This is a genomic window from Methanofastidiosum sp., from assembly GCA_013178285.1.
Lineage (GTDB): Archaea > Methanobacteriota_B > Thermococci > Methanofastidiosales > Methanofastidiosaceae > Methanofastidiosum.
In genome coordinates this window covers 188064-214111 of record JABLXD010000001.1, presented here as the reverse complement: position 1 = coordinate 214111, position 26048 = coordinate 188064, and the positions used below count along the sequence as shown (strand labels likewise).

Annotated in this window: 31 protein-coding genes and 1 tRNA gene; 21 read left to right on the top strand and 11 right to left on the bottom strand. The window is 37.4% G+C overall.

Going from position 1 to position 26048, the window contains the following annotated elements:
• Positions 1–11 precede the first annotated feature (11 nt).
• Together HPY60_01195 and HPY60_01190 are read right to left on the bottom strand one after the other, a co-directional pair.
• The gene (locus tag HPY60_01195; protein ID NPV49801.1) at positions 12–899 is read right to left on the bottom strand and encodes a radical SAM protein; all 888 of its coding nucleotides are present in this window, start codon (positions 897–899) and stop codon (positions 12–14) included.
• A gap of 4 nt (positions 900–903) precedes the next feature.
• Positions 904–2070 (bottom strand): winged helix DNA-binding domain-containing protein, encoded by a 1167-nt coding sequence (locus HPY60_01190; protein NPV49800.1) that lies wholly within the window; start codon positions 2068–2070, stop codon positions 904–906.
• A gap of 125 nt (positions 2071–2195) precedes the next feature.
• On the opposite strand from HPY60_01190, the gene HPY60_01185 reads away from it, so the two are divergent.
• Positions 2196–2609, top strand: coding sequence for a hypothetical protein (locus HPY60_01185; protein ID NPV49799.1), 414 nt, complete (start codon positions 2196–2198; stop codon positions 2607–2609).
• A gap of 82 nt (positions 2610–2691) precedes the next feature.
• Here HPY60_01185 and HPY60_01180 read toward each other — a convergent pair whose 3' ends face one another.
• A complete protein-coding gene (locus tag HPY60_01180) occupies positions 2692–2853 on the bottom strand; it encodes a hypothetical protein (GenBank protein ID NPV49798.1) in 162 nt (53 codons plus the stop codon).
• 203 nt (positions 2854–3056) lie between these two features.
• Here HPY60_01180 and HPY60_01175 point away from each other — a divergent pair, with 203 nt between their 5' ends.
• The 4 genes from HPY60_01175 (at position 3057) to HPY60_01160 (ending at position 6397) form a co-directional block, all read left to right on the top strand.
• Positions 3057–3497: a hypothetical protein gene (locus HPY60_01175; protein NPV49797.1), complete on the top strand. Its 441-nt coding sequence runs from the start codon at positions 3057–3059 to the stop codon at positions 3495–3497.
• A 101-nt stretch (positions 3498–3598) separates the two neighbouring features.
• Entirely contained in the window at positions 3599–4486 is an 888-nt protein-coding gene (locus tag HPY60_01170; protein NPV49796.1) for a DMT family transporter, read from the top strand.
• A gap of 64 nt (positions 4487–4550) precedes the next feature.
• Complete coding sequence (locus tag HPY60_01165) at positions 4551–5459, top strand: DMT family transporter (GenBank protein NPV49795.1); 909 nt, start codon at positions 4551–4553, stop codon at positions 5457–5459.
• Between the two features lie 32 nt (positions 5460–5491).
• Complete coding sequence (locus HPY60_01160) at positions 5492–6397, top strand: PhzF family phenazine biosynthesis protein (protein ID NPV49794.1); 906 nt, start codon at positions 5492–5494, stop codon at positions 6395–6397.
• 4 nt (positions 6398–6401) lie between these two features.
• Here HPY60_01160 and HPY60_01155 read toward each other — a convergent pair whose 3' ends face one another.
• Positions 6402–6821, bottom strand: coding sequence for a GNAT family N-acetyltransferase (locus HPY60_01155; protein ID NPV49793.1), 420 nt, complete (start codon positions 6819–6821; stop codon positions 6402–6404).
• A gap of 138 nt (positions 6822–6959) precedes the next feature.
• Between HPY60_01155 and HPY60_01150 the strand changes: the two genes are divergently transcribed.
• A complete protein-coding gene (locus HPY60_01150; protein ID NPV49792.1) occupies positions 6960–7433 on the top strand; it encodes a hypothetical protein in 474 nt (157 codons plus the stop codon).
• 70 nt (positions 7434–7503) lie between these two features.
• Here HPY60_01150 and HPY60_01145 read toward each other — a convergent pair whose 3' ends face one another.
• Entirely contained in the window at positions 7504–7734 is a 231-nt protein-coding gene (locus tag HPY60_01145; GenBank protein NPV49791.1) for a hypothetical protein, read from the bottom strand.
• A 99-nt stretch (positions 7735–7833) separates the two neighbouring features.
• Here HPY60_01145 and HPY60_01140 point away from each other — a divergent pair, with 99 nt between their 5' ends.
• From HPY60_01140 to HPY60_01130, 3 genes are read left to right on the top strand one after another with little or no spacing between them, the layout of a single operon-like run.
• A complete protein-coding gene (locus HPY60_01140) occupies positions 7834–8646 on the top strand; it encodes a hypothetical protein (protein NPV49790.1) in 813 nt (270 codons plus the stop codon).
• Complete coding sequence (locus HPY60_01135; protein NPV49789.1) at positions 8636–9451, top strand: site-specific DNA-methyltransferase; 816 nt, start codon at positions 8636–8638, stop codon at positions 9449–9451. Before HPY60_01140 ends, HPY60_01135 begins: the two co-directional genes overlap by 11 nt.
• Positions 9452–9509: 58 nt before the next feature.
• Positions 9510–10034, top strand: a complete 525-nt coding sequence (locus tag HPY60_01130) for a hypothetical protein (GenBank protein NPV49788.1) — start codon at positions 9510–9512, stop codon at positions 10032–10034.
• 45 nt (positions 10035–10079) lie between these two features.
• Here the strand turns inward: HPY60_01130 and HPY60_01125 are convergent.
• The 6 genes from HPY60_01125 to HPY60_01100 form a co-directional block, all read right to left on the bottom strand.
• Positions 10080–10175: transfer RNA gene (locus HPY60_01125), tRNA-Met, on the bottom strand.
• A gap of 465 nt (positions 10176–10640) precedes the next feature.
• Positions 10641–10970, bottom strand: a complete 330-nt coding sequence (locus tag HPY60_01120; GenBank protein NPV49787.1) for a hypothetical protein — start codon at positions 10968–10970, stop codon at positions 10641–10643.
• Positions 10971–11158: 188 nt separating this feature from the next.
• Positions 11159–12202, bottom strand: coding sequence for a hypothetical protein (locus HPY60_01115; GenBank protein NPV49786.1), 1044 nt, complete (start codon positions 12200–12202; stop codon positions 11159–11161).
• 115 nt (positions 12203–12317) lie between these two features.
• A complete protein-coding gene (locus tag HPY60_01110; protein NPV49785.1) occupies positions 12318–12659 on the bottom strand; it encodes a hypothetical protein in 342 nt (113 codons plus the stop codon).
• Positions 12660–12850: 191 nt separating this feature from the next.
• On the bottom strand, positions 12851–13231 hold the full coding sequence (locus tag HPY60_01105; protein ID NPV49784.1) for a hypothetical protein: 381 nt from the start codon (positions 13229–13231) through the stop codon (positions 12851–12853).
• A gap of 202 nt (positions 13232–13433) precedes the next feature.
• Complete coding sequence (locus HPY60_01100; protein NPV49783.1) at positions 13434–13769, bottom strand: hypothetical protein; 336 nt, start codon at positions 13767–13769, stop codon at positions 13434–13436.
• Positions 13770–14071: 302 nt separating this feature from the next.
• Here HPY60_01100 and HPY60_01095 point away from each other — a divergent pair, with 302 nt between their 5' ends.
• The 12 genes from HPY60_01095 to HPY60_01040 all read left to right on the top strand — a co-directional run bounded on the left by HPY60_01095 (position 14072) and on the right by HPY60_01040 (position 26030).
• The gene (locus tag HPY60_01095) at positions 14072–14908 is read left to right on the top strand and encodes a hypothetical protein (protein NPV49782.1); all 837 of its coding nucleotides are present in this window, start codon (positions 14072–14074) and stop codon (positions 14906–14908) included.
• A 21-nt stretch (positions 14909–14929) separates the two neighbouring features.
• On the top strand, positions 14930–15451 hold the full coding sequence (locus tag HPY60_01090) for a hypothetical protein (GenBank protein NPV49781.1): 522 nt from the start codon (positions 14930–14932) through the stop codon (positions 15449–15451).
• A gap of 57 nt (positions 15452–15508) precedes the next feature.
• A complete protein-coding gene (locus HPY60_01085) occupies positions 15509–15718 on the top strand; it encodes a type II toxin-antitoxin system HicB family antitoxin (protein ID NPV49780.1) in 210 nt (69 codons plus the stop codon).
• Between the two features lie 92 nt (positions 15719–15810).
• Positions 15811–15888 carry a hypothetical protein gene (locus HPY60_01080; GenBank protein NPV49779.1) on the top strand — a complete coding sequence of 26 codons (78 nt, stop codon included), beginning with the start codon at positions 15811–15813 and terminating at the stop codon, positions 15886–15888.
• Positions 15889–16073: 185 nt separating this feature from the next.
• Positions 16074–17762, top strand: a complete 1689-nt coding sequence (locus HPY60_01075) for an ABC transporter substrate-binding protein (protein NPV49778.1) — start codon at positions 16074–16076, stop codon at positions 17760–17762.
• Between the two features lie 60 nt (positions 17763–17822).
• Positions 17823–18806: an ABC transporter permease gene (locus HPY60_01070; protein ID NPV49777.1), complete on the top strand. Its 984-nt coding sequence runs from the start codon at positions 17823–17825 to the stop codon at positions 18804–18806.
• A 1-nt stretch (position 18807) separates the two neighbouring features.
• Positions 18808–19713: an ABC transporter permease gene (locus HPY60_01065; GenBank protein NPV49776.1), complete on the top strand. Its 906-nt coding sequence runs from the start codon at positions 18808–18810 to the stop codon at positions 19711–19713.
• On the top strand, positions 19710–20693 hold the full coding sequence (locus HPY60_01060) for an ABC transporter ATP-binding protein (GenBank protein NPV49775.1): 984 nt from the start codon (positions 19710–19712) through the stop codon (positions 20691–20693). Before HPY60_01065 ends, HPY60_01060 begins: the two co-directional genes overlap by 4 nt.
• Positions 20681–21640, top strand: a complete 960-nt coding sequence (locus HPY60_01055) for a dipeptide ABC transporter ATP-binding protein (GenBank protein NPV49774.1) — start codon at positions 20681–20683, stop codon at positions 21638–21640. Before HPY60_01060 ends, HPY60_01055 begins: the two co-directional genes overlap by 13 nt.
• A gap of 121 nt (positions 21641–21761) precedes the next feature.
• Positions 21762–23261: a cytochrome c biogenesis protein CcdA gene (locus HPY60_01050; GenBank protein NPV49773.1), complete on the top strand. Its 1500-nt coding sequence runs from the start codon at positions 21762–21764 to the stop codon at positions 23259–23261.
• Positions 23227–24288, top strand: coding sequence for a type 2 isopentenyl-diphosphate Delta-isomerase (locus tag HPY60_01045; GenBank protein NPV49772.1), 1062 nt, complete (start codon positions 23227–23229; stop codon positions 24286–24288). The genes HPY60_01050 and HPY60_01045 overlap by 35 nt, the downstream gene beginning before the upstream one ends.
• Before the next feature lie 38 nt (positions 24289–24326).
• A complete protein-coding gene (locus HPY60_01040) occupies positions 24327–26030 on the top strand; it encodes a hypothetical protein (GenBank protein ID NPV49771.1) in 1704 nt (567 codons plus the stop codon).
• The last annotated feature ends 18 nt before the right edge of the window (positions 26031–26048 follow it).

Sequence of the window (26048 nt, the reverse complement as noted above, 5' to 3'; positions counted from 1 at the left end):
ATAACGATTTTTCATTTGGCTTCTTTATTCTTTCTGTATGAGAACATCTTATCGTAGTGGTCAACACCATACTTTTTGACAAGCTTATTTGTAATTTTCCTAATACCTTTTGAGTATTCCTTGTCACAATAGTCAGTCTGGTAAAGTGCTTCATACTTTGGGATTAGAGAGGGATCATAATCTTCTAAAAACTTTACCATCCGTTGCCTTGTTTCACCCTTGAAATTAAGAACATCGACTATTACATAGTCAACATTTAATCCTGAGAAAGTCTTTATCATCTCTTCTAAAGTTTCTTCATCATCAGATATGTAAGGGAGAACAGGTATCGCTGTAACACCTACAGTGATCCCAGCCTCTTTTAATTGTTTAATTGCTTCCAATCTCTTTTCAATTGAAGGGACTCTAGGCTCTATTTTGTCACTTAGGGATTGATCAAGAGTTGTTACAGTCATGCAGACATTAAGAAATCCTGTTTTTGAAATCTCTTCTAAGAGGTCAATATCCTTTAAAACTAGATCTGATTTTGTAGTGACTAGGAGTGCATTGTGGTGCTTCAAGAATACCTTTAATACCTTTCTAGTATTTCCAAACTCTTTTTCTGCCGGCTGGTATGGGTCAGAAACAGTAGAAACATTGACAGTGAGGTTCTTGTTCCACTTCTCTTTAGAGAACTCTCTATCAAGGGCTTCAGCCGCATTATCTTTAACTATAATCTTGTGAGAAAACTCTCCTGTAGGCATACCAAGGTATTCATGTGTGTATCTAGCATTGCAATATATGCAGTCATGCTCACAGCCCCTGTAGACATTGGATCCCCACCTAAATGGCAGAAACCAGACGTTAAGCCTGTGAAGCATCTTTTCTACTTCAACATGTTCGTAGACTACCTTTCCCATATACTCATCCGTCCATATCTTTTAGGGGCGCCATAAAACTGCCTGCAGTCCTCTTATCAAGCGGGGCCATATCTTTGCATATTTTAACGCTGACATTTTTATCAGATATAAAGTTTCCTATATCTTTTGCCTTCTTCTCAATCTCTGTTATATTAGGATGCTCCTCAAAAACAAATATTTTCACTACGGGGCTTGGCTTATCCTCAAAGTCCCAAACACCGATTATTTTGCCATTATTAATAATTGTTGTCGTTGCATTCCCAGACCTATCAAAAATATAGTTATAGTGTTCTTTGTCAAGGTACCTTTCCCTCTCCTTGTACCCCATTATATAAGGATCGAGATTTGGCAAAAGATTAATTTCTGGCTTAGTATTTTCTTTTAGACTTTTTAATAGATCCTTATCACTAGAAGAAATGAGGTATTCCCCAAGGCCAGAAATATTAACATAATCTATACCGTCTAAACTATCAACAATTCTCTTTACTTCAGTCTTTGGGAATCCTGCCCACCAGGAGACGTCAGTTACAGTCACTGGTCCAAACGAGGAAAGATATTGTTGCACCAATCTTTTTCTTGATTCTTCTTGGCTGTATTGATTTAGATTTATGTCAGGCAGGTACTCATCCATTCTAAAATATGTGTGGGCGTTACTCTTCCACCCGCCCTTAGATAGCCCTCTAACTAATATCCCAACATCACACATGTAGTTTATTATTGGGGATAAGTTAATTTCTAGATTGAGCCCTTTTTTTATTTCGCTTGCATTCATGCCTTTATTTCCTAGAAGAGAGAGAATAGCTTCTGAAATCTTTTCATACTCATTTTCACTTATACCCATATATTTGTAATATTTTTCTGAATTAATCTGTATCACTTCTTTAGTTGCAGAAAAGGCGATAGATACATTTTCCTTTGGGATAATGTGGACGGTCTTCCTAATGCACCTGATCTTAACAAGCCTTTTCTCTATAATTTCTCTATCCAGGGAGTCTTTGCTAAAATTGTTCATTCTGTTAAAAAGTGATAGATAAGGGGTGCCCGAATTTGTTGCATGGAGGCCCCAGATATCTTTTGTAATTTCGGAGATATTTTGGATTTTAGATTCACTTGAGAGGTGCTGCTTTCTCATAAGAAAATTGTTAATTTGGGATACATGGTATTCAGTCATTTAGCTACATTTATTTTTCTAGTTTAATATTTTAACTCTTATTTTAGGACTAATGCCGAAGATGGAGTTAGGCAAATGTTTATATATCTCTGGAACTCTGTCTAGTAAATACAATGGTGATAACTATGAAGAAAATATTTGCTATAATAATAAGCTTACTATTCGTAGTAAGTGTTTTTGGAGTAGCTTCAGCAATGGCAGGGGACCCATGTAAATATGAAATTATTGGCCCAGAGTCTGTCCAAGTTGGGGATACATTCCAAGTCAAGTTGATGCAAAATGGTTGTTGTTGGGGAAATAATGGAGGAGTAAAGGGGGCCCTTGAACAATTTTGTACGCAACCAGGATGCGAAGGGTATGATATTATACCTGGTGGATATCTTTTTACATACAAAGCATTAAAAGTAGGTACTTACGAGAAATTGTTTTATGTTGGGTGTTTTGAAGATGAAAGAGTCTACTATGGCGTAACTGTAACCCCAAGGGAATACCCAATGTTCTCCTTCATGAAGATACTTGGATTTGGTAAGAATAAATAAATTTAATTTTTTATTAACTACTTTTTCAATTATTTTTAGTAAAATCTTTAATTTTAACTAGTTTAGGGTATCTAATTCAAGTTCATCGAATATATTTGGATGCAATATAAAGACCAACTACACTCCCAACGACAGCCCCTATCAAAGAGCTCCTGAAATACCCACCTATAGTATATCCTAAAAATGTCGCTATAGCAACTACCAGATAATCTACAATCTTGTTTGAATCATATTTTCGAGCCATTTTTTCCCACCAGTAATATCTGGGAATTATAATATTTAACATTAATCTGCACGATTTACTATACTCTTATTCTTGTAAACGTTATAACAATTCTTGCCTTCTCATTAAGAGGGCCTGATAAGACGGTTATTAATTTCTCTATAACTTTAGCATATCTTTAAATATTAGAGAATTTATTTTAATTAAATACAATGGTGATAATTATGAAGAAATTATTTGTTATATTGGTATCCTTACTATTCGTAGTAAGTGTATTTGGTGTTGCTTCTACGATGGCAGATATAAGGTTTTCAGCTGTTGCAGCTCCTGAAACAGTAAAAGTTGGAGAATTGATAACAGTTACAACTAACTATCCTTCAAGCCTAGACCCGGCTATAATAGCAGACGGAGATAAGCCCAAAGGCGATGCCGTTTTAGTATCAAGACCTGCCACCTCATTTTCAAAAGGTCTTTTCCCAGTTGAGCAAACTTTCACATGGATTTACAGAGCAACAGCTCCAGGAACTATTAAATTTGATTTTGGCCCTCCAACTTCAGCAAAAATAAATGGAAATATAGTTTCAAATCCAGTGACAATAACTTCAAACTCCCTTCCAATGTTTAAATTCATGAAGATACTTGGATTTGGGAATGAATCAGCATAAAATAATTTTCTTTTCTCTGTTCTATTTTTATATTTCTTAATTTCTTAGTAAGACTTATATTTGTTATATCTTAGCTATTTCTATTAAGAAGACCTGATAAGATGGCTATTGATTTTTCTAAACTTAAGCAGATTGACAGTAAAACTGCACTTGCCCTTTTCATCACTTTGATATTCTGGGCATCAGCCTTTGCAGGCATTAGGGCAGGACTCAAAGCTTATGAGCCAGGGCATCTTGCGCTCCTTCGATTCCTAGTTGCATCAGCATTCTTAGCTATTTACGCATCTTATAAGAAGATTAACTTACCAAAGAAAAAAGACCTGCCAATGATCATAGCTGTTGGTTTTTTTGCAATTACAATATACCACTCTTTTCTTTCATATGGGGAGGTCACAGTCACCGCAGGTGCTGCAAGCCTCATAATAGGCTCTGGCCCAATCTTTACTGCGATGCTAGCAACACTGCTTCTCAAAGAGAAGCTGAAATACCTTGGGTGGATTGGAATCTTTATCAGCTTTTTTGGAGTGGGCCTAATTTCCATAGGTGAAGGCGGAGGATTTAGCTTTGACCCAAGGGCTATATTGATCCTGATTGCCGCATTTTCAACAAGCCTTGCATTTGTCTTACAAAAACCACTTCTTAAAGATTATAAATCGGTAGACTTCGCATCATACACAATATGGGGTGGGACACTATTCTTACTTGTATTTCTCCCTGGCCTCTTCACAGAAATTAAAACAGCACCAATTGAATCAACACTTGCAATTGTATACCTTGGTATATTCCCAGCAGGCGTATCCTACTTAACATGGACTTATACATTAGCCAGGATGCCAGCTTCAATTGCGACAAGCTTCCTTGCTGTTTCGCCATTTCTATCAATCCTGATTGCCTGGGTTTGGCTTGGCGAGATACCTGGCTCACTTTCCATAATAGGTGGAATAATTGCAATACTTGGCGTGACGCTTGTCAATACTAAGGGAAGATAGATTCCTAATAACGGGTCATTAAAGTTATATATTTTTACTAACTCTTTTAAAATGCGAGATATCAATGGGTAGATTTGATTTTATACAGCTTTCAAAATTTGAATCAAGATCATCCCTAGCTTTGGCTATATATTTAATCTTAAGTGCATCTTCTTATCCCGCAATCAGGGCCGCACTTCAATTCTATCACCCTCCGCATCTAATCCTCTTGAGATTTATATCTGCGTCTTCGATACTTTTGATCTATGCTATAATAAAAAAAACACCTCTCCCAAAAAAGAAAGATATCCCGGCAATAATTGCACTGGGTTTTGTGGGGCTCGTTCTAAATCAGCTGTTTGTTTCATTTGGCGAAGTAACTATAAAAGCTGGAACTGCAAGCCTGATCGGGTCTTTAAGCCCAATCTTCACTGCAATATTTGCCACCTTTATTCTAAAAGAAAAACTAGAAAAGATAGGCTGGATTGGCATCTTTATTAGTTTTTTTGGCGTTGCCCTCATAGCCTTTAAAACTGGAGGGGGATTCACAATAGCCCCAGGAGCGATCTTCTTAGTTCTGGCGGCAATTTCAAATGGCGTATATTATGTATTTCAAAAACCCTTTTTTAAAAAATATCCATCGCAGGATATTGCAACATATGCAATCTGGTCTGGAACTTTATTTCTACTGTTCTTTCTACCAAATCTTATCTCCGATATCAAAGCAGCCCCAATAACTTCCACAATATCTGTCGTTTATTTAGGTGTTTTCCCACTTGCAATAGGTAATATCTTCTGGAGCTATGTTATATCAAAGATGCATGTGTCAATAGCTGCAAGTTTTATTTCTTTGATCCCCATACTATCAATAATTATCGCCTGGATTTGGCTCGGTGAGTTCCCTGCGTTATTGACCCTTATTGGTGGCGGTTTTGCGATTCTTGGAACAATCTTAGTCGATACAGAAGGAAAGTATCCCCATTTCAAACACTAATATTTTTATTCTTTTGCTACGATTATATACTCATGAGACACTATAAAATAAAACAGATTGATGCATTTACAGACAGACCATTTGGAGGAAACCCTGCGGGAGTTGTTCCTTTCGCAGATGGATTATCAGATAAAGAGATGCTTTCTATAGCAAATGAGATGAACCTATCTGAAACAGCCTTTATTTTGGATAGCGATACAGCCGACTTTAGAATAAGGTGGTTTACCCCAAAGAAAGAGGTCCTTTTCTGTGGCCACGCCACTGTTGCAAGCCTTCATGCCCTAGCCCAAGATGAAAAGTTTGGGATGGATATCGAGGGGGATTACTCCTTCAAAGTTGAAACGATGATAGGGGTAATAAAAGTTGAGGTAATCAAATCAAATGGCAAGATAAACATAATTTTGCATTCCCCTAAAATAAATCTTGCAAGAGAAGAGATTGAAAGACTTGAGTTCTTTGAGGCCTTAAAGATAAAGGAAGATGATCTTGATTTGAACTACCCAATAATGAGAGAAAAAAACCTTGACTACCTTTACGTCCCTGTCAATAATCTTGAAACACTAAAAAACATAGACTATGACTACTCAAAGCTGGAGAAGTTCTGCGAGAGGTATAACTTCCCAGGTGTAATGCTCTTTACAACTGAGACATTTGACAAAGACTCTAAAGCGCATTCAAGGTTCTTTGCCCCTCTTTTTGGCGTTAAGGAAGACCCAGTGACTGGTTCTGCACAGGGGCCTCTTGGTGCATATCTCCTAATAAGTGGCATCCTTGAATTTAGCGGAAATGAGATTGATATAAAATCTGAGCAGGGCGACATCATGGGAAGGCCTGGGAGATTAACTATTAATGTAACAAAGGATGAGTATGGATACTTTTCGTCTAAATTAATAAGTACCGCCGTTACAGTTTTAGAAGGAGAGATTTACCTTCCTTAACTTTTTATTCAATTACCCTGCCAAAGATATAGCAGTCCTCGCCGCACCACTGCTTTTCCAGTAAGAACTGCTCTTTAAACCCCATCTTGTCGTAGAATCCGATTGCATTGTAGCGCTTTAAGCTCCAGCACCAGAGCTTTTTCACATGTTCTTTTCTGCAGAGATCGATAGTGAAATCTATCAGGGCCTTACCAACGCCCTTCTGTGAAGTTATCAGCGCATCTATCTCGCATGACTCTTCAATCATTAGTAAACCTATAGCACCAACTATTTTGCCGTCATCAATTGCAATATAGTAGTTGCCTTCTTCAACTAGAGGCATAATCTTCTCTACTTCAGAAAAAGAATACTCTTCTGTGTCAAGCCCTTTTAGGAGGGCTGATAGCTCTTTGGCATGGGATTTTGTGGCCTTCACTATTTCCATAAGAGGATACTCATCTGATTTGGTATTAAAGCTTTTGATGGCATAACAAACTAGAAGGAGAGAAGGGATTTATCTTTTGTATGGGTGAAATATAAATACTATTAATTCCTATTTTACTCAAAACTAATGGAGAGAACTATGAACCGCAGAAGAAGATTAACAAACAACACAAATGACTGGGATTGCGGGGTCCAAGCAATTGAAAACTTAAAACGTATTGCTAGGACTAAAAAGAGAATTCTTCCTCATAAAGCAGGTATAATAAAACATGAGGGGGTATTGGAGCCTATAAAATATGCTAAAGCTTTGAAAAGTATCCCCAAGGTCAAAAAAGTAAAGGTGCATAGAAAGCCCAAAGTAGATGTGATTGTCGAGTGGCTAGATAAAGATAAACCTGCTGGCAAAACACAGAATGTGGCAATAGTCCACTCAAAGATAGAAGATGAGGAAGACTCTCATTACTGGCTTGCATACAAACTAAACAAAGGGAAAAAAAGCTTGATGGCTGCAAATTTTGATGATCATGCCCCTATTAAGAAAGTTTCACTCCACAGGTTAAAAAAGAAGGATATTAAGATAAAGAGAGTCTATAAAGTGAAGATTGAGAAATAGGGAAATGGTTACTATGGATAGCTTGGAATTGTTTGAAAAGATAAAAGAATTTATTGAAATATATTAAACATCATTTCTCAATAGAATTAATAAATTTTAATGCTTCTACAATTTCTTCTAATTTTTTTATATTCTCTTCTAGAGCAGGAATATATGCTACTGTTGAATGATTATCAAAATAATCGTAAATTGAATCATAGATCTTTTCTAATTCCTCAATTTCTTTTTCTGGAAATACTTCATAATCTACATTTTGATTTTTGAACACATCTCCATTGTATATGGCAATGTAAAGTTTCATGAAACACTAAAGATTTATTTGTATTAGTCTATTGTCTTAGCCAAACAGAAGAAAAGATTATATTCTTAAATTAAAATATCATTAATATAGAGGTATAATATGGCAATAAATAAGAGAGGTATAATTGAACTTATATTTGACTATTGTGAAAAAAATAATAATTATGTTTTTGATAATGAATTAATTAAAAAAATAGTAATGGATAGTGGTTCTAAAACTAATCCTTATGACATGACTAAAATAGATCATATCTCAAAATTACCCAAAATACTATTAGATAAAGACTATTTTATAGCCCACATTGGGTCTGGGAAACATATGTTTGTTAAAGGTATTTCTAAAATATATCACAAATTTGAATCTATTAAAGAAAACGAAATTGAAAAGTGGGCTTATGTTCCAAGTATACTAAATGATTACTCTATTTCTGAGAGTAGCGTTTTATCACTTTGTTTTAATCAAAGAATAATGCATGACTTTTTGTATAAAGATGTATCTTGTAGTCCAAAGATGTATAACAGTGAAAGAAAACGAGGAATTAACTTCTCTTATAACATAGAGAGTATCCCTATGAAATTTGAGAATCTACAAACAGAAATAGATTTAACAATAGAAATGAATGGGAAGGTAACTGTATTTGAAGGTAAAAATACAAAAAATTCTTACGAATGGATTGACAACTTTAATATATACCAATTGTATACACCATTTAGATATTATCATGAACTAAAAGAAAAAAATAAATTAGATATAAGTGAAATAACTGCTTGCTATTTAATCCGCCAGAGAAAAGACAATGGGTCCTATGTCAGACTATATAACTATACCTTTAAAGATCCTTTAGATATTACCTCTATTAAAGTCCTTAAAAAAAGAGAATATAGGGTATTAAGGGAGTTAGATGAAAATTAAATATGAAAATAGAATTTTTCATAATGACGTAATGAACGTCTTAAAAAATATGCCTGATAAATCAGTGGACATGATATATAGTGATCCTGATTACAACGTAGGCATCAAATATAATGATAAATCTTATACTCGTAATTTCAATGAGTACATACAATGGTATATTGAACTTGCTCAAGAATCCTTTAGAGTTCTAAAAGATGATGGGAACATGTTTTTTATTAACTATCCCAAACAAAATGCCAACTTGAGAGTAAAATATTTAGATGAAGTTTGTCATGAAGTAGTGGATTATGTATGGGTCTACAATACAAATGTAGGCCACTCCCCAAAAAAATTTACTAGAGCCCATCGAAGTATTTTGCATTGTAGAAAAACTAAAAATAATAAATGGTTTAAGAAAACAGTTGCTGAGCCATATAAGAATCCAAAAGATAAAAGAATATTACAAAATATTTCAAATGGATCTTCGGGAAGAATGCCATATTCATGGTTATATTATGATTTAGTAAAAAATGTATCAAAAGATAAAACTATTCATTCTTGTCAAATACCCTTAGGATTAGTTGAAAAACTAATTTTGGCTTCAACTTTACCAAATGATTTAATATTTGTTCATTTTGGCGGATCTGGAAATGAGGTTATATTGGCAAAACAGTTGGGTAGAAAATATGTATCTGCAGAGATAGATGAAATATACTATAATATGATATTAGATAGAATTAGATTAGATGGAGATATTCCAGCCAAATACAAATTGCCCATAAGAAATAAAAACTATGAAAAAGAAGCTAAAGTAACAGTATAACTTACATTTAACAGACTATTTGAGTTAATTATATATATCAAATCATATTTCTAGTTCCGTGAAACTTAAATTTTATAGTCATAGATTTGCAGAAGAAGTTTTGAAAAGCCCAAAATATATAGATTATTATAATATGGTAATCTCTATCTTTGAAAACTGCCCTGTATTTATTCTAGATAAACCAAAATATCGCCATAGAGGAAGAAAAAACTTAATTTTCACGACTGATCAATCTAAGATAAATGATTATGTCAAAGAACGATTTAGACTTTATAATTGGGAAATTGAACCTTTAATTACTAATGATGATTTGACTAAAATAAAGGCAGATTACAAAAAAGATAGAATTCAAATCGAAGTTCAATTTGGAAATATGGCGAGATGGTATGCGGACATTTTTAAATTTCAGATATCCTATTCATTAGATGAAATAGACCTAGGAATATCTGTAATCCCAACTCAGATTTTTGCAAAAACTATCGATGAAAATGTAGCATTTTTCGAAAGAGTTATACGGGAATTAAGATATGCTAAGATGTCCGTTACCATACCTTTATTGATAATAGGTTTGGACATGGACTAGTTTGTATTTTCTACTGCCAAAGTAAATTGGAATAGAATTAAAAGGTGCCGGGGGCGGGATCCGAACCCGCGACCTCACGGTTTCCCAGCCTTGTTTCATGCTTATGAGCCGTGCGCTATAACCAGGCTAAGCCACCCCGGCAGGTGAGATTAAATGAACTATGGCCCAACCTTTTTAAGATTTGCTATTTGGGCTATATTTTTTTATTATACTATATAAATTTAATAATCTTATATAAGGCTCAGTAATATATCGATTTTTCACTCATTTGAAAGTCACAATATACTCTTTATAGATCTTCATCCAAAATCCACCTTCTCTAAAATTACACAAATTATAAAAATCTCTACCCAACCTTTAATGAACAAAGAACAGATAGAATCCTGAATTGAGAAGTATTTCAAATCAAGGGTGGGAAAAGACCCAAAAATCCGTAACGCCTTTCTATTTGTCCACTTCGATAGACTAGATGCGTATCTTATCGGGAATCTAAATAACCTCGGATACAAAAGAAAGGGATAATCCTCATATTTAAGGTTGTTATTGATATGCTTAGAAAATAGAACAATAAAAATTAAAGAATAAATAAAAATATACTTATTCAAATTATTGGCATGAACCACAGTTTGGCTTGTGCATTCTGTATGGATTGTGTGATGGTGTATCAATGCACCAGCTTGCTGAAATAACTGCTCCGGCAAGCTTGTGGAATCCAAGTTCAGTTTTTCCAAAGTTGTTTGTAGCATCGTCTTCAGCAGCCAAGCCTTCAACATCGTTGCCATTTGCAAACTCAACAGCTGCTTTTTCAAGTGCAAGTTGGGCCTGCTCGTCATTAACTGCATTTGCAAACGTGTCTTCATTTGCACCAGCTATTGCGCCGATACCCATAGATGCGATTAATGCAACTGCAATAAACAAGGTAAAAATTTTCTTCATAGTTTAACCTCCTTGTTAGGCTAATAAATCTTGATTTGTCCGTTATATATAATTGTTGTGTAAACCTTTTAATTAGAAGTATAAATAAGGCTTATCCAATCCTAAAATCTTAAAATAAGTCCAATAATGTTTCACATTGTTTTATTTAGGTTAATTTGAGCTTAGAAAAGAATAAAAAAATAAATTAATTATTGCACAACGAACTCAAATGTTATCTTGTCAAACATGCCGTTGGGCGAGTACGCCACCATTGTTACTTGGTATGTACCTGAAGGGACGTTTGGCCCTACAGTAAAATTGGCTGAATAGGTACCGATATTGTGGGCGTTTATCTTTTGCGTTTCTGGAGCTATCTCAACTGTTATCCCTTCTGGGAGTCCTTCAAACTTTAATCTTGTATCGTTTTGGGTAAAGAATCCTCTGTTTTCTACTTGTAGTAATACCTGTTGGCTTCCTGGTGTCATCTGGAATTTTGAGATAACCTTCCCGTTCTGGATAACTGTTGGACCACCTGCAACTGAGAATGTCTCTATGTCTATCTTTGGGTAGAGCGTGGTCGGAAGTGCTTTTTGTTTATAGCAGTCGTAACAGCAGCATTCCCATATCACTACTTCCCCTTCTAGAGGATCCCCACAATTTTGTATTTCAATTCTTACAATATCTGGAGCTATAGGTATGGAAGTGCACCACTCATTAGGGCCAACTTGATTCGGCAAAGTAACAGATATAGGGCCTTGATCCCCATAAATACGGATAGATAAACATGGGGTGGTGGGGCTAGTCACACATATTTGGAGTCCCCTGGGAGGGCATATCCCAACTTGGCCAGCACCATTCGTTATTCCATTCGGACCTTCAGGGATTATGCAAGGGCAAGGGCTCTTGTAATAGCAAGTATATTGATATTGTGGGATGTCTATAACTGAAAAATCGGCCTCGAGACCTATATCGTTGAGTTGACCTATTGGGGCTGCAATTGTTGCCATCCCTAGAATAGGCCCTTGTTTGACAGGAGGGCATGCGGTAGGGGGTATATTAACGGAAACAATTTGACGTTGGGCCAATGTAAATGTTCCTATCGAATAATAATCCGGGACACAATAGTCATTGACTATGGAGGCTCCGGGCTGTATTCCTTCTGGAATTATTTGTACCTGAATAGGTGCAGAAATTCCAGGTAAAATAGAAATCATAATTGCCATTACAAGGACAAAAGTAAGTATTTTCTTCATAAAAACACCATGATAAATACTTCGTATATTTTTTTATCCTTTTGCCTTCTATTGCGAAAAATGTTGGATTGATCTAAAATCAATCTTCAAAAAAAAGAATAATTAAATTTTAAATTTATTCTAGTACTTGTACTGAGTAACAGATACTGCAGTATGGCTTGTGTGGTCTGTAAGGTGTGTATAATCCTGGGCACCAACTAGCTGTGATAACAGCTCCAGAAATCCTCAAGAACCCAAGCTGAGTCTTCCCAAAGTTGTTTGTAGCATTATTCTCTAAAGCTAAGCCTTCAACATCATTTCCTTGGGCAAACTCTAAAGCTGCCTTTTCAAGTGAAAGCTCAGCCTTTTCGCTAAGGACAGCCTCTGCAAATGCATCCTCATTGGATCCAGCAATAGCAATGATTGCAATGGAAAAGATCATTATGAGCGAAATCCCTAAACTCAAAATTCTTTTCATCTATCTCTAAGCCCCCTTTTTTTCACCGTATTTAATGCGTATAGCTAGTATTTATAGTTGTGGTGTAAACCTTTTTTTTTCTTCATCAATTAAAAACTATTGATAACTCAAATTATAAAAATAAGGCCAGAGACGTTTCACAATCTTTCACTTGACTTAGAAAAATAGAATAATAAAAAAATAAAGTAAAATTATGTAGCATCAACACATATTCCAATGCCTACGTGGGTAAATCCTGCACTTGGACCACAGTTTGAGCAGTATGGTTTGTGCATTCTGTAGTAAGCGTGTGCCGGTGTGTTAATGCACCAGCTTGCAGATATTACAGCACCGGAAATCCTCAAGAATCCAAGCTGAGTCTTACCAAAGTTGTTTGTTGCATCTTCCTCAGCTGCGACACCTTCAACATCGTTACCGTTAGCAAACTCAATCGCAGCCTTTTCTAATGCCAATTGAGCTTCTTCGTTAATTACTGCATTTGCAAATTCATCTTCTCCAGCACCAGCTATTGCGCTGATACCAAAGGATGCGATCAAAGCAACTGCAATAAACAAGGTCATAATCTTCTTCATAGCGTAACCTCCTTGTTAAGCTAATACATTTTTATTTGTTCCTTATATATAGTTGTTGTCTAAACCTTCAATTTCAGATAAAATTAAAGTCTAAATAAACCCCAGAAATTAAAAATAAGGCAAAAGATGTTTCATATTGTTTTATTTAAATCAAATATTACCTTAAAAATAGAAAAAATATTAATTAAAATATATAATATATTTAGTTAGGCGTACATATAGTACACAATGGCTTGTGCATTCTGTATGTTGGATGCGATGGTGTATCAATGCACCAGCTTGCAGAAATAACTGCTCCGGCAAGCTTGTGGAATCCAAGTTCAGTCTTTCCAAAGTTGTTTGTAGCATCGTCTTCAGCAGCCAAGCCTTCGACATCGTTGCCATTTGCAAACTCAACAGCTGCTTTTTCAAGTGCAAGTTGGGCCTGCTCGTCATTAACTGCATTTGCGAAGGTATCTTTGTTTGCACCGGCTATTGCGCCGATACCCATAGATGCGATCAATGCAACAGCAATAAACAAGGTCATAATTTTCTTCATAGTTTAACCTCCTTGTTAGGCTAATAAATCTTCATTTGTCCGTTATATATAATTTTTGTGTAAAACGTCATTTTATCATAAAATTAAAGGTTAATTAAGAATTAAATTCTTAAAATAATCTCTCCAATGTTTTACAAAGTTTTATTTAGTTATAATTTTAAATTTAAATTAAAAATAAGTATAAATAAGGATTGAATCAATTAAATATGTTCTAAATATCCTTTTCTTATCTAATTACTACTTTTACAATTCTTCATCAACTTTTTAATAAAACTTATATATAAAGAAAAGAATTATTATTCATGATTAATAAAAAATTCTTTACTTTAGTAGTTTCTTTTATCATTGTATTAAGCATGGCTTTAATACCAATCTCAGCACAGCAGGACGTCTATATAATCTCAAACAATATAGATATCGTAGCAAAACCTATCTTAGAAGACTATTTCAGGGGATTTGGTCTTTTCCCAGAATTTCTAGCCCCTGAAGATATGGCTCAGATAAAAGGCGTAAAACTAGTTGTTATCCTTGGTGGGCCAGATGCCCCATTTGGAACTGGGCCCTTAGTAAGTAAATATCTAGACTCCCTTGAAATGAGCTTCATAAGGCAGCCAGGGCAAAAATTTGCTTTTATCAAGCCGGACCCTTACGGACACGCCGATAAAGTCATAATCATTGCAGGCTCAGAGCGTGAAAAGACCTATGAAGAAGTTTTTAACCTTGTCAATGGGTCAAACGTTAGCTTTGAAAATGAAGTAAAACAAGCTGCCGAGGGAAGGGTCAGCATAAGGGATCTTCCGTTAGTCCTTGCAAGCATATCTTATACTACAGAAACAGTTGATAATCTCGGTGATATTAAACTCAAGATGCAAAACTACGGTCAGGGAAAGGCGACTAATGTGATAGTAGAGATATCAGAGGACTACTATTCTAATTTTACACTTGTTAGCACTGAGCCAGTTGTAAAAGTTGAAGGAAACAAATTCTACATTGGGGAACTTGACCCAAGTGAAGTGCTTGATTTCCAAATTCACTTAAAGGCAAAGCAGAGCGGCGTTTATTCTGGAACTATCTCATACACTCACGATGCACTTGAGACATATGCTACGATAAGGGATATCACGACAAGAGTTCCTTAATATCTATTTGAGGCGAATTCATTGAAAAAAGGGTATAGATTAATTTGTTCTCTATTAATATTGTTAGCTGTAGCTTCTATTTTTAGCTGCTGCGTTGGGCAAAAGACAGTTCCAACTGGCTCAACGTCTCAACAATCAACAACTACCCAAACGTCAGATTCAACTTCACAGAATCAAGATACTACCTCACAAACAGGCACACCCTATCTACTTGCATCCATATCCTATGACATAGAGACAGTTGATAGGAATAATCATATCTACCTCTCTATTGAAAACTTTGGTAAGGGCACAGCAAAAAATGTCGCCGTGATAATATCAAACGACTACTACTCAAACTTTACTCTACAGAGTGTGGATCCTGCAATAACTGTAGAAGGAAACAAATTTTTTATAGGAAATATTGATGCTGGTGAGAAGTTTATTTTGAACATTTATCTCAAGGCAAATCAGAGCGGAGTTTATACAGGGACTATTTCATATACCTACGATGGATTGGAAACAAGCGGGAAGATAAAGGATCTCACAACAAGAGTTCCATAAATTATCATGAGATATTTTACCTTAAATTATTTATAATGGAGAGGATTTTCTTTATTGATGACTAAAAAATATAATGTCCTCATTGAAAAAGATGAAGATGGGTACTATGTATCAGAGGTTATAGATTTACCTGGATGTCATACTCAAGCTAAGACTATTGAGGAGTTAATCGATAGAACGAAAGAAGCAATAAAGGCTTACCTTGAAGTTGAAACTCAAATCGATTATTCTCCTAAATTTGTCAAAGTTCAAGAAATAGAGGTATAGTATTTGCCAAATACGCCGAAAATATCTGCTAAAGAACTTTCAAAAATAGTCCAAAAGTTAGGATTTTCTACAGCCATACTGCCGGGAGTCATATGGTATACAAACATGGCGACGGCAGAGTCATAGTTATACCAAATCATCCTGGCGAAAAGATAGGAACTGGACTTTAACTAAAAATTATAAAAAAAAGATTTAAACATGTCAAAAGAAGAATTTTTTAAATTACTTTAATCTTAATAATTCTCTTTCTTTTTTATTAAATCAATTAATTTTTACTGCTATATTCTCAATAGATATAGAAAAAGTTAAATAGAACAATATCTTTCAGTAAGAGTGAGTTTCTAAGGTGAAATTAATGAAAAAAGAAGGTAAACTACTTGGACTCTTGATAGCATTGATAATGCTGTCATCCGTTTTTAGCGGTTGTGCTGACCAGGGAACAACAACCCCTCCAAGCACAACAGACGCAACTTCCAAATATGGGGGTACATTAGTCTTTGGTTCCAGTGGTGATGCAGTTAGACTCGATCCAGCTGATGTCACAGATGGTGAATCAATACAGAGGATGGACAACATACATGAGGGACTCGTCATGTATGAAGAGGGAACTACAAGTATAAAACCTGCTCTTGCTACTGAGTGGACAATCTCAGAAGATAAGAAAACAATTACATTTAAGCTTAGAAAAGGCGTCCAATTCCACAAAGGATTTGGAGAGATGACCGCAGATGACGTCGTATTCTCTTTTGCAAGACAGTATGATGTAAACAACTGGTACCATGACAAAGGGGAATGGGCATACTGGGGTTACATGTTCAGCGACATTGAAAAAGTTGAGAAGATAGATGACTACACAGTTGCAATTCATATGACTAAGCCAAACTCTTCGATGATGACAAGCCTTGCAATGTTCACTGCTGATATAGTAAGTGAAAAAGCAGCAAAGCAATATGGAGACGATTACTTCAAAAACCCAGTTGGTACAGGACCATTTGAATTTGTCGAGTGGGTAAAGGATGACCACATCACCTTGAAGGCATTCGAGGGCTACTGGGGAGGAAGGGCATACCTTGATCAGGTAATATTCAGGGTTATACCAGACCCCTCTGCACGTCTTATGGCCTTACAGGCAGGTGAAGTAGATGGAATGGAATACCCAGACCCATCACAGCTTGAGATAATCAAACAAAATCCAAACTTGCAGCTTGTTTCTCAGGCGGGTATGAATGTTGGTTACATTGCCCTAAACTGTGGGGAAGGCTATGTCGACAAGAATGGTAACTACCAGTGGGACGATGGAGAAGAAGTCGCAGTTCCAGGAGAATTTGAACCATTCAAAGATATCAGGGTAAGGCAAGCTATCCAATACGCAATTAATAAAGAAGCAATAGTAAAGAATCTTTACAATGGAGCAGCAACTGTTGCCGTTCAAGGAATGCCACCAGGGCTACTCGGATACAATTACGACATTGTAGGATACCCATACAACCCAGATAAAGCAAAGCAATTATTGAAAGATGCAGGTTATGAAAATGGATTTGAAGTAACACTCTGGCACATGGGTTCAACCTCAAGACCATACTTCCCAGAACCAACTGGAATAGCAGAGGCGATACAGAGCGACCTTTCAAAGGTTGGAATAAAGGTAAATCTATTCACTGAAGACTGGGGAACATACTTACAGGATGCAGAAGCAGGGAAGGCACCAATGATAATGCTCGGATGGTCCGGCGACAATGGTGACCCAGACAACTTCTTAAATGTCCTATACTCTGACCACGTCTGCACAGTTGGCAGTGCTGGTAACTACGGCTTTAAGAGGAATGCGCCACTACAAAAAGTTTTGAACAATGCCCTCTTGACATTCGACCAAGAGCAGAGGGATACACTCTACAAGCTTGCAAACAAGATGATTGTAGACGAATCCACACACGTATTCATTGCACATGCAGACCAGAATTTAGCCTTTAGGTCAAACATAAAGGGTTTCGTGATACACCCAACAGATAGGAAGTTCTTTTATCCAGTATATAAAGAAAAATAAATTAATTTTTATTTTCTTTTTTTTTGGAGATTAAAAATGAAGGAGTATATACTAAAAAGATTGGGATTATTGGTCATAGTCCTTTTTGGAGTGTCCATAATCACATTTAGTTTAGTTAGGCTTGCTCCGGGAGACCCTGCAGTTCATCTTGCCGGAGAGCACGCTTCACCTCAAGTTTTAGAAAACATAAGGGAGAAATACCATCTTAATGATCCAATATACGTTCAATATTTCTATTGGCTCAGGATGGCTATACAAGGAGATCTTGGAAGGTCAATAGAGTCCCGTGACCTTGTTACTAACGAGATAATAGAACGACTACCTATGACCCTAGAGCTTACTCTTTTTGCAATTATTATAGCCACTATAATAGGCATTATTGCCGGCGTTATATCTGCAGTTAAGCAGTATTCAATAGCGGATTATGGGGTCATGCTAGGCGCTCTCTTTGGTGTGTCCATGCCAGTATTCTGGCTAGGGCTTATGTTAATCTATATATTTAGTATACAGTTAGGGTTAACTCCGGTAGGGGGTAGGCTTTCAATAGGTATAGAGCTTCAACGGATTACTGGGATGTATGTCCTTGATAGCATCCTAACATTGAATTGGCCTGCATTTGTTGACTCTATTGAACATCTGATACTTCCAGCATTTGCTCTTGCAACAATACCAATGGCAACTGTTGCAAGGATGACCCGCTCATCAATGCTTGAAGTTTTAAGACAGGATTTTATTAGAACTGAAAGGGCAAAGGGTCTTTCAGAAAGAACTGTAGTATACAAGCATGCAGTGAAAAACGCCCTGATACCCATAGTTACTGTCATCGGGATGGAGATAGGATTACTTATGGGAGGGGCGGTCTTAACAGAAACTATCTTCACACTTCCTGGACTTGGGAAGTATATCACTGATGCGATACTTGCCTATGATTACCCTGTGGTCCAGGGATTCACCTTATTCTTTGCAACTCTTTTTGTCATTGTTAATCTAATTACAGATATTGTCTATGTGTATATTGATCCGAGAATTAAGTATGAGGGATGAGATGGAGAAGGGATTACCAATAAAACCAAAGCAGCGTACAAGGGCCGAGATAACAATCAAGCAGCTTAGGAAGAATAAGACTGCCATGATTGGTCTTGGGATGCTCATTGTTATATTCATACTTTGTTTTGGCGCCCCTATATTTGCTCCACACAATCCTACTGATGTTGACCTTGACCGTGGCCTAAAACCAGGATTTTGGGCTGACGACGGGCTTGAAGGGTACTATCTCGGAACAGATAATTTAGGCAGGGATATACTTTCGAGGATGCTTTATGGCGGGAGGATAACACTTAGCGTAGGGTTTGTTGCACTAGGATTTGCTTTAATAGTTGGAACAGGATTGGGCCTTGTTGCGGGATATGTAGGAGGTAAGATAGATAGTATTTTGATGAGGATAGCAGACATCCTTTTTGCCTACCCTGCCCTATTACTAGCTCTTGTAGTTGCAGGTACTCTTGGAAGGGGCATAGATAAGGCCATGCTTGCAATTGGGATAGTATACGCACCTCAAATGGCGAGAATAATTAGAAGCTCAGTTCTATCAATTAAAGAGATGGAATACATCGAAGCAGAACACGCCCTAGGTGCTTCAAACTGGAGGATAGTTTTCAAACATGTCCTGCCAAACTCCCTAGCACCACTCATAGTCTATTCAACTCTCATGCTTGCAACAGCAATACTTGATGCAGCAGCCCTTGGGTTCCTTGGTGTTGGTGCACAGCCACCCTCTCCAGAATGGGGCCTTTCCCTCTCAATTGCGAGAAAATACCTAGTGACGGGTGCCTGGTGGGCGGCCACGTTTCCAGGTATTGCTATTTTACTCTCAGTTATCTCACTTAATATGCTGGGTGATGGATTAAGGGACGCACTAGATCCAAGACTTAAAGGAGGGAGTAAGATATGACAAAACCCCTTCTTGAGGTATCTGAGCTTAAAACTCATTTTTTCACCGATGACGGAGTAGTAAAGGCGGTAGACGGAGTCAGTTTTTCAATTGATAAAAAGGAGTCTTTTGGCCTTGTTGGGGAGAGTGGATGCGGAAAGTCTGTAACAGCTCTCTCAGTAATAAGGCTGGTCCCATACCCTCCTGGAAAAATAGTTGGAGGGAATATCTTTCTCGATGGTGCGGATCTTATTACAAAGACTGAAAAGGAAATGCAGAAGATAAGGGGGAAGGAGATATCGATGATATTCCAAGAGCCAATGACTTCTCTTGACCCTCTTTTTACTATAGGCCATGAGCTCATGGAGGTCATAATGCTCCACCAAGATCTAGACAAAAAACAAGCCACAAGGAAAGCTATAGAGATGTTAAAGATAGTTGGAATACCTGAAGCTGAGAAGAGATTTAAGGAGTATCCTCACCAGCTCTCAGGTGGGATGAGACAGAGGGCAATGATTGCAATGGCGCTTTCCTGCAATCCTAAGCTATTGATAGCTGACGAGCCTACCACAGCTTTGGACGTTACAATCCAAGCGCAGATATTGAGATTGATTGAAGACTTAAAAGATGAATTTTCTACAGCAGTTCTTCTTATAACTCACGACCTTGGAGTCGTTGCAGAAACGTGCAAGAATGTTGCAGTGATGTATGCGGGTAAGATAGTTGAGCAGGGGAGCGTAGAAAACATATTTGAAAATCCCTTGCATCCCTATACAGTTGGCTTAAACAATGCGATTCCAAGGCTCGATGTCGATAAAAAAAGGCTACAAATAATTGAAGGTAATGTTCCTGATCTCATAGATCTGCCACCAGGGTGCAAATTTCAACCAAGGTGCCCTTATGCTATGGACATCTGCAGGCAAAAAGAGCCTCCTTTAGAAAGAAAAGAGAATGGCCATCTATCAAGGTGCTATTTGGAGGAACTTCCATGGAAATCCTAGAGATTATTGAGCTGAAAAAGTACTTTAACACAAAGGCAGAGTTTCTAAAGAAACCAGATGTCATCAAGGCCGTTGACAATGTTTCTTTTAAGATAATGGAAGGTGAAATTCTTGGCCTTGTTGGGGAGAGTGGGTGCGGCAAGACGACATGCGGAAAAACTATTCTGAAGATTTATGAGCCAGACGGCGGCAAAATAATCTTTAGAGGCGAAGACATAACTCACCTGAAAAGAGAAGAGATGAGGGCATACAGGAGAAAGATGGGGATTGTATACCAGGATCCATTTGGATCATTAGACCCTAGGATGACAGTTGGCAGCATTATCTCAGAGCCCATGGACATCCACAACCTCTACCCCAAGGCAGATAGGGAGAAAAAAGTTTTAGAGATAATGGAAAAGGTAGGATTAACGCCTGAGCAGATAAACAGGTACCCTCATGAGTTTTCTGGAGGTCAAAGACAGAGAATTGGACTGGCAAGAACCCTTGCTGTAAATCCTGAATTTGTAGTTGCAGATGAACCTGTTTCAGCCTTGGATGTATCTATCCAGGCGCAGATACTAAATTTGATGCAGGATCTACAAAAAGAGTTTGGATTTACTTACCTATTTATTACACATGATCTTAGCGTAATAAAGCATATTTGTGATAGAGTTGCAGTGATGTATGTTGGAAAAATTGTAGAGATGGCGCCTAAAAAAGAACTTTTTAAAAACCCCCTCCACCCCTACACAGAAGCACTACTTTCTGCAGTTCCTACTGTTAATCCTAAGCTAAGAAAAAAAGAAATAATATTGCAAGGTGATGTTCCAAGCCCAATTAATCCCCCTTCAGGATGCAGATTCCATGAAAGGTGCTTTAAGAAAATAGGAAAGATATGTGAAACAAAAGAGCCCCCTCTTGTTGAGTCTGGTAAGAATCACTTTGTTGCCTGCCACTTATATTGATTCTAGAAGTGATTTTTATTTAATTTTTAATATTATTAGGCAGTTTCATCTATAAATCAATAACCATTATCTTTAAATAGGATTTTTATAACATGATTTTACTCGTGGGGGAGTACAAACCATGAAAAAAAGAGTACTTAATATAATATTACTATCATTATTTTTACTAAGTCTATTTGGAACGTTTGCAGTTTCTTCTGCAGACACGATAGATATCAGATTCTTTAAAACTGAGGGTTGCGAAAAATGTGCCGAGGCAAAGGCAACTCTTGATAGATTAAATCAGACCGTCTACAATGGAAAGCTAAACATAGTTGAAATTGAAACGTTCACATCAAGCGGTTATAAGGAGTTTAAGGATCTAGGATTTAGCATAACTCCTGCAGCTACAGTAAACGGGACAACAAAGCTTGAGGGTTTAAGTCAGTTTAATGAAGCATCTTTAAGAACTTTGTTTGACTCAATACTTAATCCAACTACAGTTACGCCACAACCTACAACACCAACTGACAATGGTAAAACAATTAGATTCTTCTACGAAGAGCAGTGTGAGTACTGCAAGGCCTCTAAAGCTAAGATGTATGCATTGATAGAAGAAAAGGGATACAACATAAATGTCGTTGAAGTTGATGTCTATACTCCGGCAGGCTACAAGGAGTTCTCTGAAGCTGGATTTAAGATAGTCCCTGCAGTTATAGTCTGCGGGAAAACTAAGCTTGAGGGTGTAAACCAAGTCGACCCAAAGATCCAGAGTGCAATTGAGGGATGCCTTGCAGGAAAGCCTACAAATGGGGGCAGTGTTTCAACAATAACTATGATGGGCGCACTTGGTGCAGGATTCTTTTCAAGTTTCTCACCCTGTCTTTTGGCAGTTCTTTCATTTATTATAGCCTACACAGCAGGTACAAGCAAAAAATCTATTACAATCCTCTTAAAGTCCATATTCTTTGGGCTTGGTATAACTGTGTCTTATGTGATTGTAGCAATCATGTTCCTTAAATTAGGACAAGCGATACCTGATGCCTACAAATACTTAATATCTTTGTTTGGTGCTGTAATCACATTTGTCCTTGGTCTAAATCTATTGAACAGCGGATTTGACCTGGTCGAGCTTCCTATAACAACAAAGCATTTTGCTCAGAAGATGACCCATAAGTTTGCCCTATCCTACGGGTTAATCGGTGTCTTCATTCTAGGCATGATATTTTCTGTAATAAAACTTCCTTGCGCAGCAATTATTCTTCCACTACTTATAGACGAGGCAGTAACAGGTTCAAATGCATCAGCTTTCATAAAGGTTGCATTTTACGGACTTGGCGTTATTATTCCTTTCATAGCAATCGGTGTTGTCGGAGCCTTTACAAAGAATGTTGCAAGGGATATGAGATGGAATCCAACAGTTAGATTCTTTGGCTGGGTTGTCGTCGGCGCCATAGTCATTATAATCTCCTTCTGGCTTATACTACAGGGATTTGAGGTCGTAGAAGCAGTAACTACAGAGTATATTTTATATACAATACTCTCATATGCAATAACAATGTTTATAGTAGGGTTTGCCTACGGTAAATGGAAGAAGGTAGATAAAGGTGACGACGGAAAGAAGGAAGTTCGAGCATATTAAAATATGTCTTGAAGAAGATGTCCAATCGAAGTACAACTACCTTGAAGATGTTTCCTTTGTGCATAGTGCTCTCCCTGAGCTAAACTTCGACGATATAGAAACTGGCATAAAGTTATTTGGGAAAAACCTTTCTTTTCCACTATTTATTTCTGCCATGACCGGTGGAACTGAAGAGGCTTTCAAGATAAACAAAGCCCTTGCAAAGGCATGTCAAAAGACTGGCATAGGCATGGGCCTTGGAAGCCAGAGGGCAATGATTGAAGACCACTCATTAACTTATACATACGATATTAGAAAATACGCTAAGGACATCCTTCTGATTGGTAACATTGGATTACCCCAGTTTGTTAAGGGGTACGGAATTAAAGAGGCAGAATATGCTGTAGAAGAGATAAAGGCCGACATGCTAGCCGTTCACTTAAATAGCCTCCAAGAGGTATCCCAGCCTGAAGGAGATCTATTCTTTAAAGACGGGATCTCAACTCTAAAAAAACTTAAAGAAAATTTAGAGTTTCCCCTAATTGTTAAAGAAACTGGTGCAGGTATCTCAAAAGAAACAGCAGAAACTCTAAAATTTTTAGATGGTGTTGACGTTGCAGGCGTCGGCGGCACAAGCTGGAGCGCTGTTGAGTATTACAGAAGTAAACAGCACAAAGAGACAGTAAAGAAGCTCTGGAATTGGGGCATACCAACACCACTTTCAATAGCAGAGTGCAAGGCCGCAGGTATCAAGACCGTTATAGGCTCTGGCGGTGTAAGGACTGGGTTTGACATTGCAAAGTGCATAGCTCTAGGCGCTACTGCTTGTGGCATAGCACTGCCTTTTCTAAAGCTAGCAGTTGAAGAAAATGTCGATGGATTGGTAGAAAAGATTGAAACAATAAAGAGGGAGTTTAAAATAGCGATGTTTTTAAACTCGTGCCAAAGTCCAAGCGACCTAAAGAACAGGCCGTTGTTTCTAACAGGTGATTTGGCAAAGCTCATGCAGCAGCGGGGAATGGATTTCCACTATTTTAACTATCGTTAAGCAATAACTTTATATACTATTAGTGATTAACGGTATTCATGAATATGAAACAACTGTTGTGCATATTGGTATCTTTATCATTTTTATTAACTGTTCCTGTAGCCGCAGAGGTAGAGCCATTTACAATAAAGTACTACTTCAGGCATGACTACGGTACAGTTTCATCAGCTCTTGGCGACATAGATGGGGATGGAACGCATGACGTCGTTCTTTCAACAGATACTGGCGAGATAAGGGCATACACCCTAGACGGGATAACACTTTGGTCTAAAGATTTTGACTCACCGGGAAGAAGTCTATCAGTCATAAGAAAGGGTACGGATCGATACGTTCTTTTTTATAATGACAAGGGATTTGTCTACCTTCTTGATTCCAATGGCAATAGTAAATGGAATCTTTACTTTCCTCTGACAAAGCCGATTAACTCTCTAGTTGCATCAGACCTTGACGGAGATAGGGTACCAGAGATAGTTGTCGGTTTCAAAGACGCAACATTCTCTGTATATTCGATAAGCGGTACACAGTGGAGGAAGGAAAACGACTTCTATAGATTTTATGTCATGAAACTTTACACAGCTGACTTTGCTGTAGAAGAATATGAAACATGGGATGAATATCCGCTTAATGTAAAAGTTGACCTCTCATGGATATTTCCTGATGTTGTAGCATCTGGAGAGCGTGATCCAAACATCTACCTTTACGACCCAACAGGTAAGAAGTTATGGGAGGTAGAAAATGTCTACCCAATTGAGCAGGTCTACTCTGGTGATATTAATAATGACCAGAAAATGGAAGTCATAACTGCCTCCTACAAATACCTTCAGGTCTTTGGCCTAGAGGGGAAGCTCTGGCGAAACATCCTTGAGTCTTATATCTATTCTTTTGGTGTTGGCGATATCAACAAGGACGGAAAGAAGGAGATTGCAGTTGGTACTGTTGACGGATGGCTTTACCTATTTGATAGCAAGGGGTACAAAGTTTGGAATGACCCGCAATTTATTGGAAAAGATGTTAGATACGTAACAATAGATGACTTCACAGGCGATGGCTCGCCAGAAATCTTAGTTGCCGCCGGTAAGTGGTCATCATCAAAGCAGGAGATAGACCAGGGGACATTCTACGTGTTCTCTAGCGATGGTGAGAAGCTCTCTGAAACAAATGTCAATGGACCTATAAAGACTGTATCTATAGTTGATATAGATTCTGATGGGTACAAGGATGTTATAGTTTGCAGTAACTACGTCTTTGTTTACAAAAATAATTTTCTCACAATATTTGCAGGAAGGCACTATGCTGAGGGAGAAAGACTTCTTCTAAGGGCGCAGTTTGATGAGTCAATAAAGGAGTTTGCAAAATCAAAGGAGCTATACACTAAGCTTGGGGATGCAGAAGCTGTTAAGAGATGTGAGAAAAACATAATGACGGCTGTTGAATACAAGGCATTAAATGCTCAGGCAATGGAGCTATTTAACAATGCAAACACTGAGCTAAACAATGGTAACTACGATAAGGCACTTGAGCAGTTCAATGAGGCAAGGCGCATCTTTGAGAAGGTAGGAAACAAAGCGATGGTTGCAACAACTGACGCCATGATTTCTGAAACTTCCGCTAAGATTCAGCCAGTCCAACAACAGACTTTACCTTTTAGCCCTACACTGATATTGATTCCAATACTGGTAGTAGTTGCAGTTTTAGGTGGTGCGCTAGGATTTTTATTTATCAGAAGGAGAAAGAAGATTTAATTAACATAATTTTAAAAA

Excerpts from the sequence above, each read along its gene's own strand:
- HPY60_01195 (NPV49801.1), bottom strand. The coding sequence starts at position 899 with ATGGGAAAGGTAGTCTACGAACATGTTGAAGTAGAAAAGATGCTTCAC.
- HPY60_01190 (NPV49800.1), bottom strand. The coding sequence starts at position 2,070 with ATGACTGAATACCATGTATCCCAAATTAACAATTTTCTTATGAGAAAG.
- HPY60_01185 (NPV49799.1), top strand. The coding sequence starts at position 2,196 with ATGAAGAAAATATTTGCTATAATAATAAGCTTACTATTCGTAGTAAGT.
- HPY60_01180 (NPV49798.1), bottom strand. The coding sequence starts at position 2,853 with ATGGCTCGAAAATATGATTCAAACAAGATTGTAGATTATCTGGTAGTT.
- HPY60_01175 (NPV49797.1), top strand. The coding sequence starts at position 3,057 with ATGAAGAAATTATTTGTTATATTGGTATCCTTACTATTCGTAGTAAGT.
- HPY60_01170 (NPV49796.1), top strand. The coding sequence starts at position 3,599 with ATGGCTATTGATTTTTCTAAACTTAAGCAGATTGACAGTAAAACTGCA.
- HPY60_01165 (NPV49795.1), top strand. The coding sequence starts at position 4,551 with ATGGGTAGATTTGATTTTATACAGCTTTCAAAATTTGAATCAAGATCA.
- HPY60_01160 (NPV49794.1), top strand. The coding sequence starts at position 5,492 with ATGAGACACTATAAAATAAAACAGATTGATGCATTTACAGACAGACCA.
- HPY60_01155 (NPV49793.1), bottom strand. The coding sequence starts at position 6,821 with ATGGAAATAGTGAAGGCCACAAAATCCCATGCCAAAGAGCTATCAGCC.
- HPY60_01150 (NPV49792.1), top strand. The coding sequence starts at position 6,960 with ATGAACCGCAGAAGAAGATTAACAAACAACACAAATGACTGGGATTGC.
- HPY60_01145 (NPV49791.1), bottom strand. The coding sequence starts at position 7,734 with ATGAAACTTTACATTGCCATATACAATGGAGATGTGTTCAAAAATCAA.
- HPY60_01140 (NPV49790.1), top strand. The coding sequence starts at position 7,834 with ATGGCAATAAATAAGAGAGGTATAATTGAACTTATATTTGACTATTGT.
- HPY60_01135 (NPV49789.1), top strand. The coding sequence starts at position 8,636 with ATGAAAATTAAATATGAAAATAGAATTTTTCATAATGACGTAATGAAC.
- HPY60_01120 (NPV49787.1), bottom strand. The coding sequence starts at position 10,970 with ATGAAGAAAATTTTTACCTTGTTTATTGCAGTTGCATTAATCGCATCT.
- HPY60_01115 (NPV49786.1), bottom strand. The coding sequence starts at position 12,202 with ATGAAGAAAATACTTACTTTTGTCCTTGTAATGGCAATTATGATTTCT.
- HPY60_01110 (NPV49785.1), bottom strand. The coding sequence starts at position 12,659 with ATGAAAAGAATTTTGAGTTTAGGGATTTCGCTCATAATGATCTTTTCC.
- HPY60_01105 (NPV49784.1), bottom strand. The coding sequence starts at position 13,231 with ATGAAGAAGATTATGACCTTGTTTATTGCAGTTGCTTTGATCGCATCC.
- HPY60_01100 (NPV49783.1), bottom strand. The coding sequence starts at position 13,769 with ATGAAGAAAATTATGACCTTGTTTATTGCTGTTGCATTGATCGCATCT.
- HPY60_01095 (NPV49782.1), top strand. The coding sequence starts at position 14,072 with ATGATTAATAAAAAATTCTTTACTTTAGTAGTTTCTTTTATCATTGTA.
- HPY60_01085 (NPV49780.1), top strand. The coding sequence starts at position 15,509 with ATGACTAAAAAATATAATGTCCTCATTGAAAAAGATGAAGATGGGTAC.
- HPY60_01080 (NPV49779.1), top strand. The coding sequence starts at position 15,811 with ATGGTATACAAACATGGCGACGGCAGAGTCATAGTTATACCAAATCAT.
- HPY60_01075 (NPV49778.1), top strand. The coding sequence starts at position 16,074 with ATGAAAAAAGAAGGTAAACTACTTGGACTCTTGATAGCATTGATAATG.
- HPY60_01065 (NPV49776.1), top strand. The coding sequence starts at position 18,808 with ATGGAGAAGGGATTACCAATAAAACCAAAGCAGCGTACAAGGGCCGAG.
- HPY60_01060 (NPV49775.1), top strand. The coding sequence starts at position 19,710 with ATGACAAAACCCCTTCTTGAGGTATCTGAGCTTAAAACTCATTTTTTC.
- HPY60_01055 (NPV49774.1), top strand. The coding sequence starts at position 20,681 with ATGGAAATCCTAGAGATTATTGAGCTGAAAAAGTACTTTAACACAAAG.
- HPY60_01050 (NPV49773.1), top strand. The coding sequence starts at position 21,762 with ATGAAAAAAAGAGTACTTAATATAATATTACTATCATTATTTTTACTA.
- HPY60_01040 (NPV49771.1), top strand. The coding sequence starts at position 24,327 with ATGAATATGAAACAACTGTTGTGCATATTGGTATCTTTATCATTTTTA.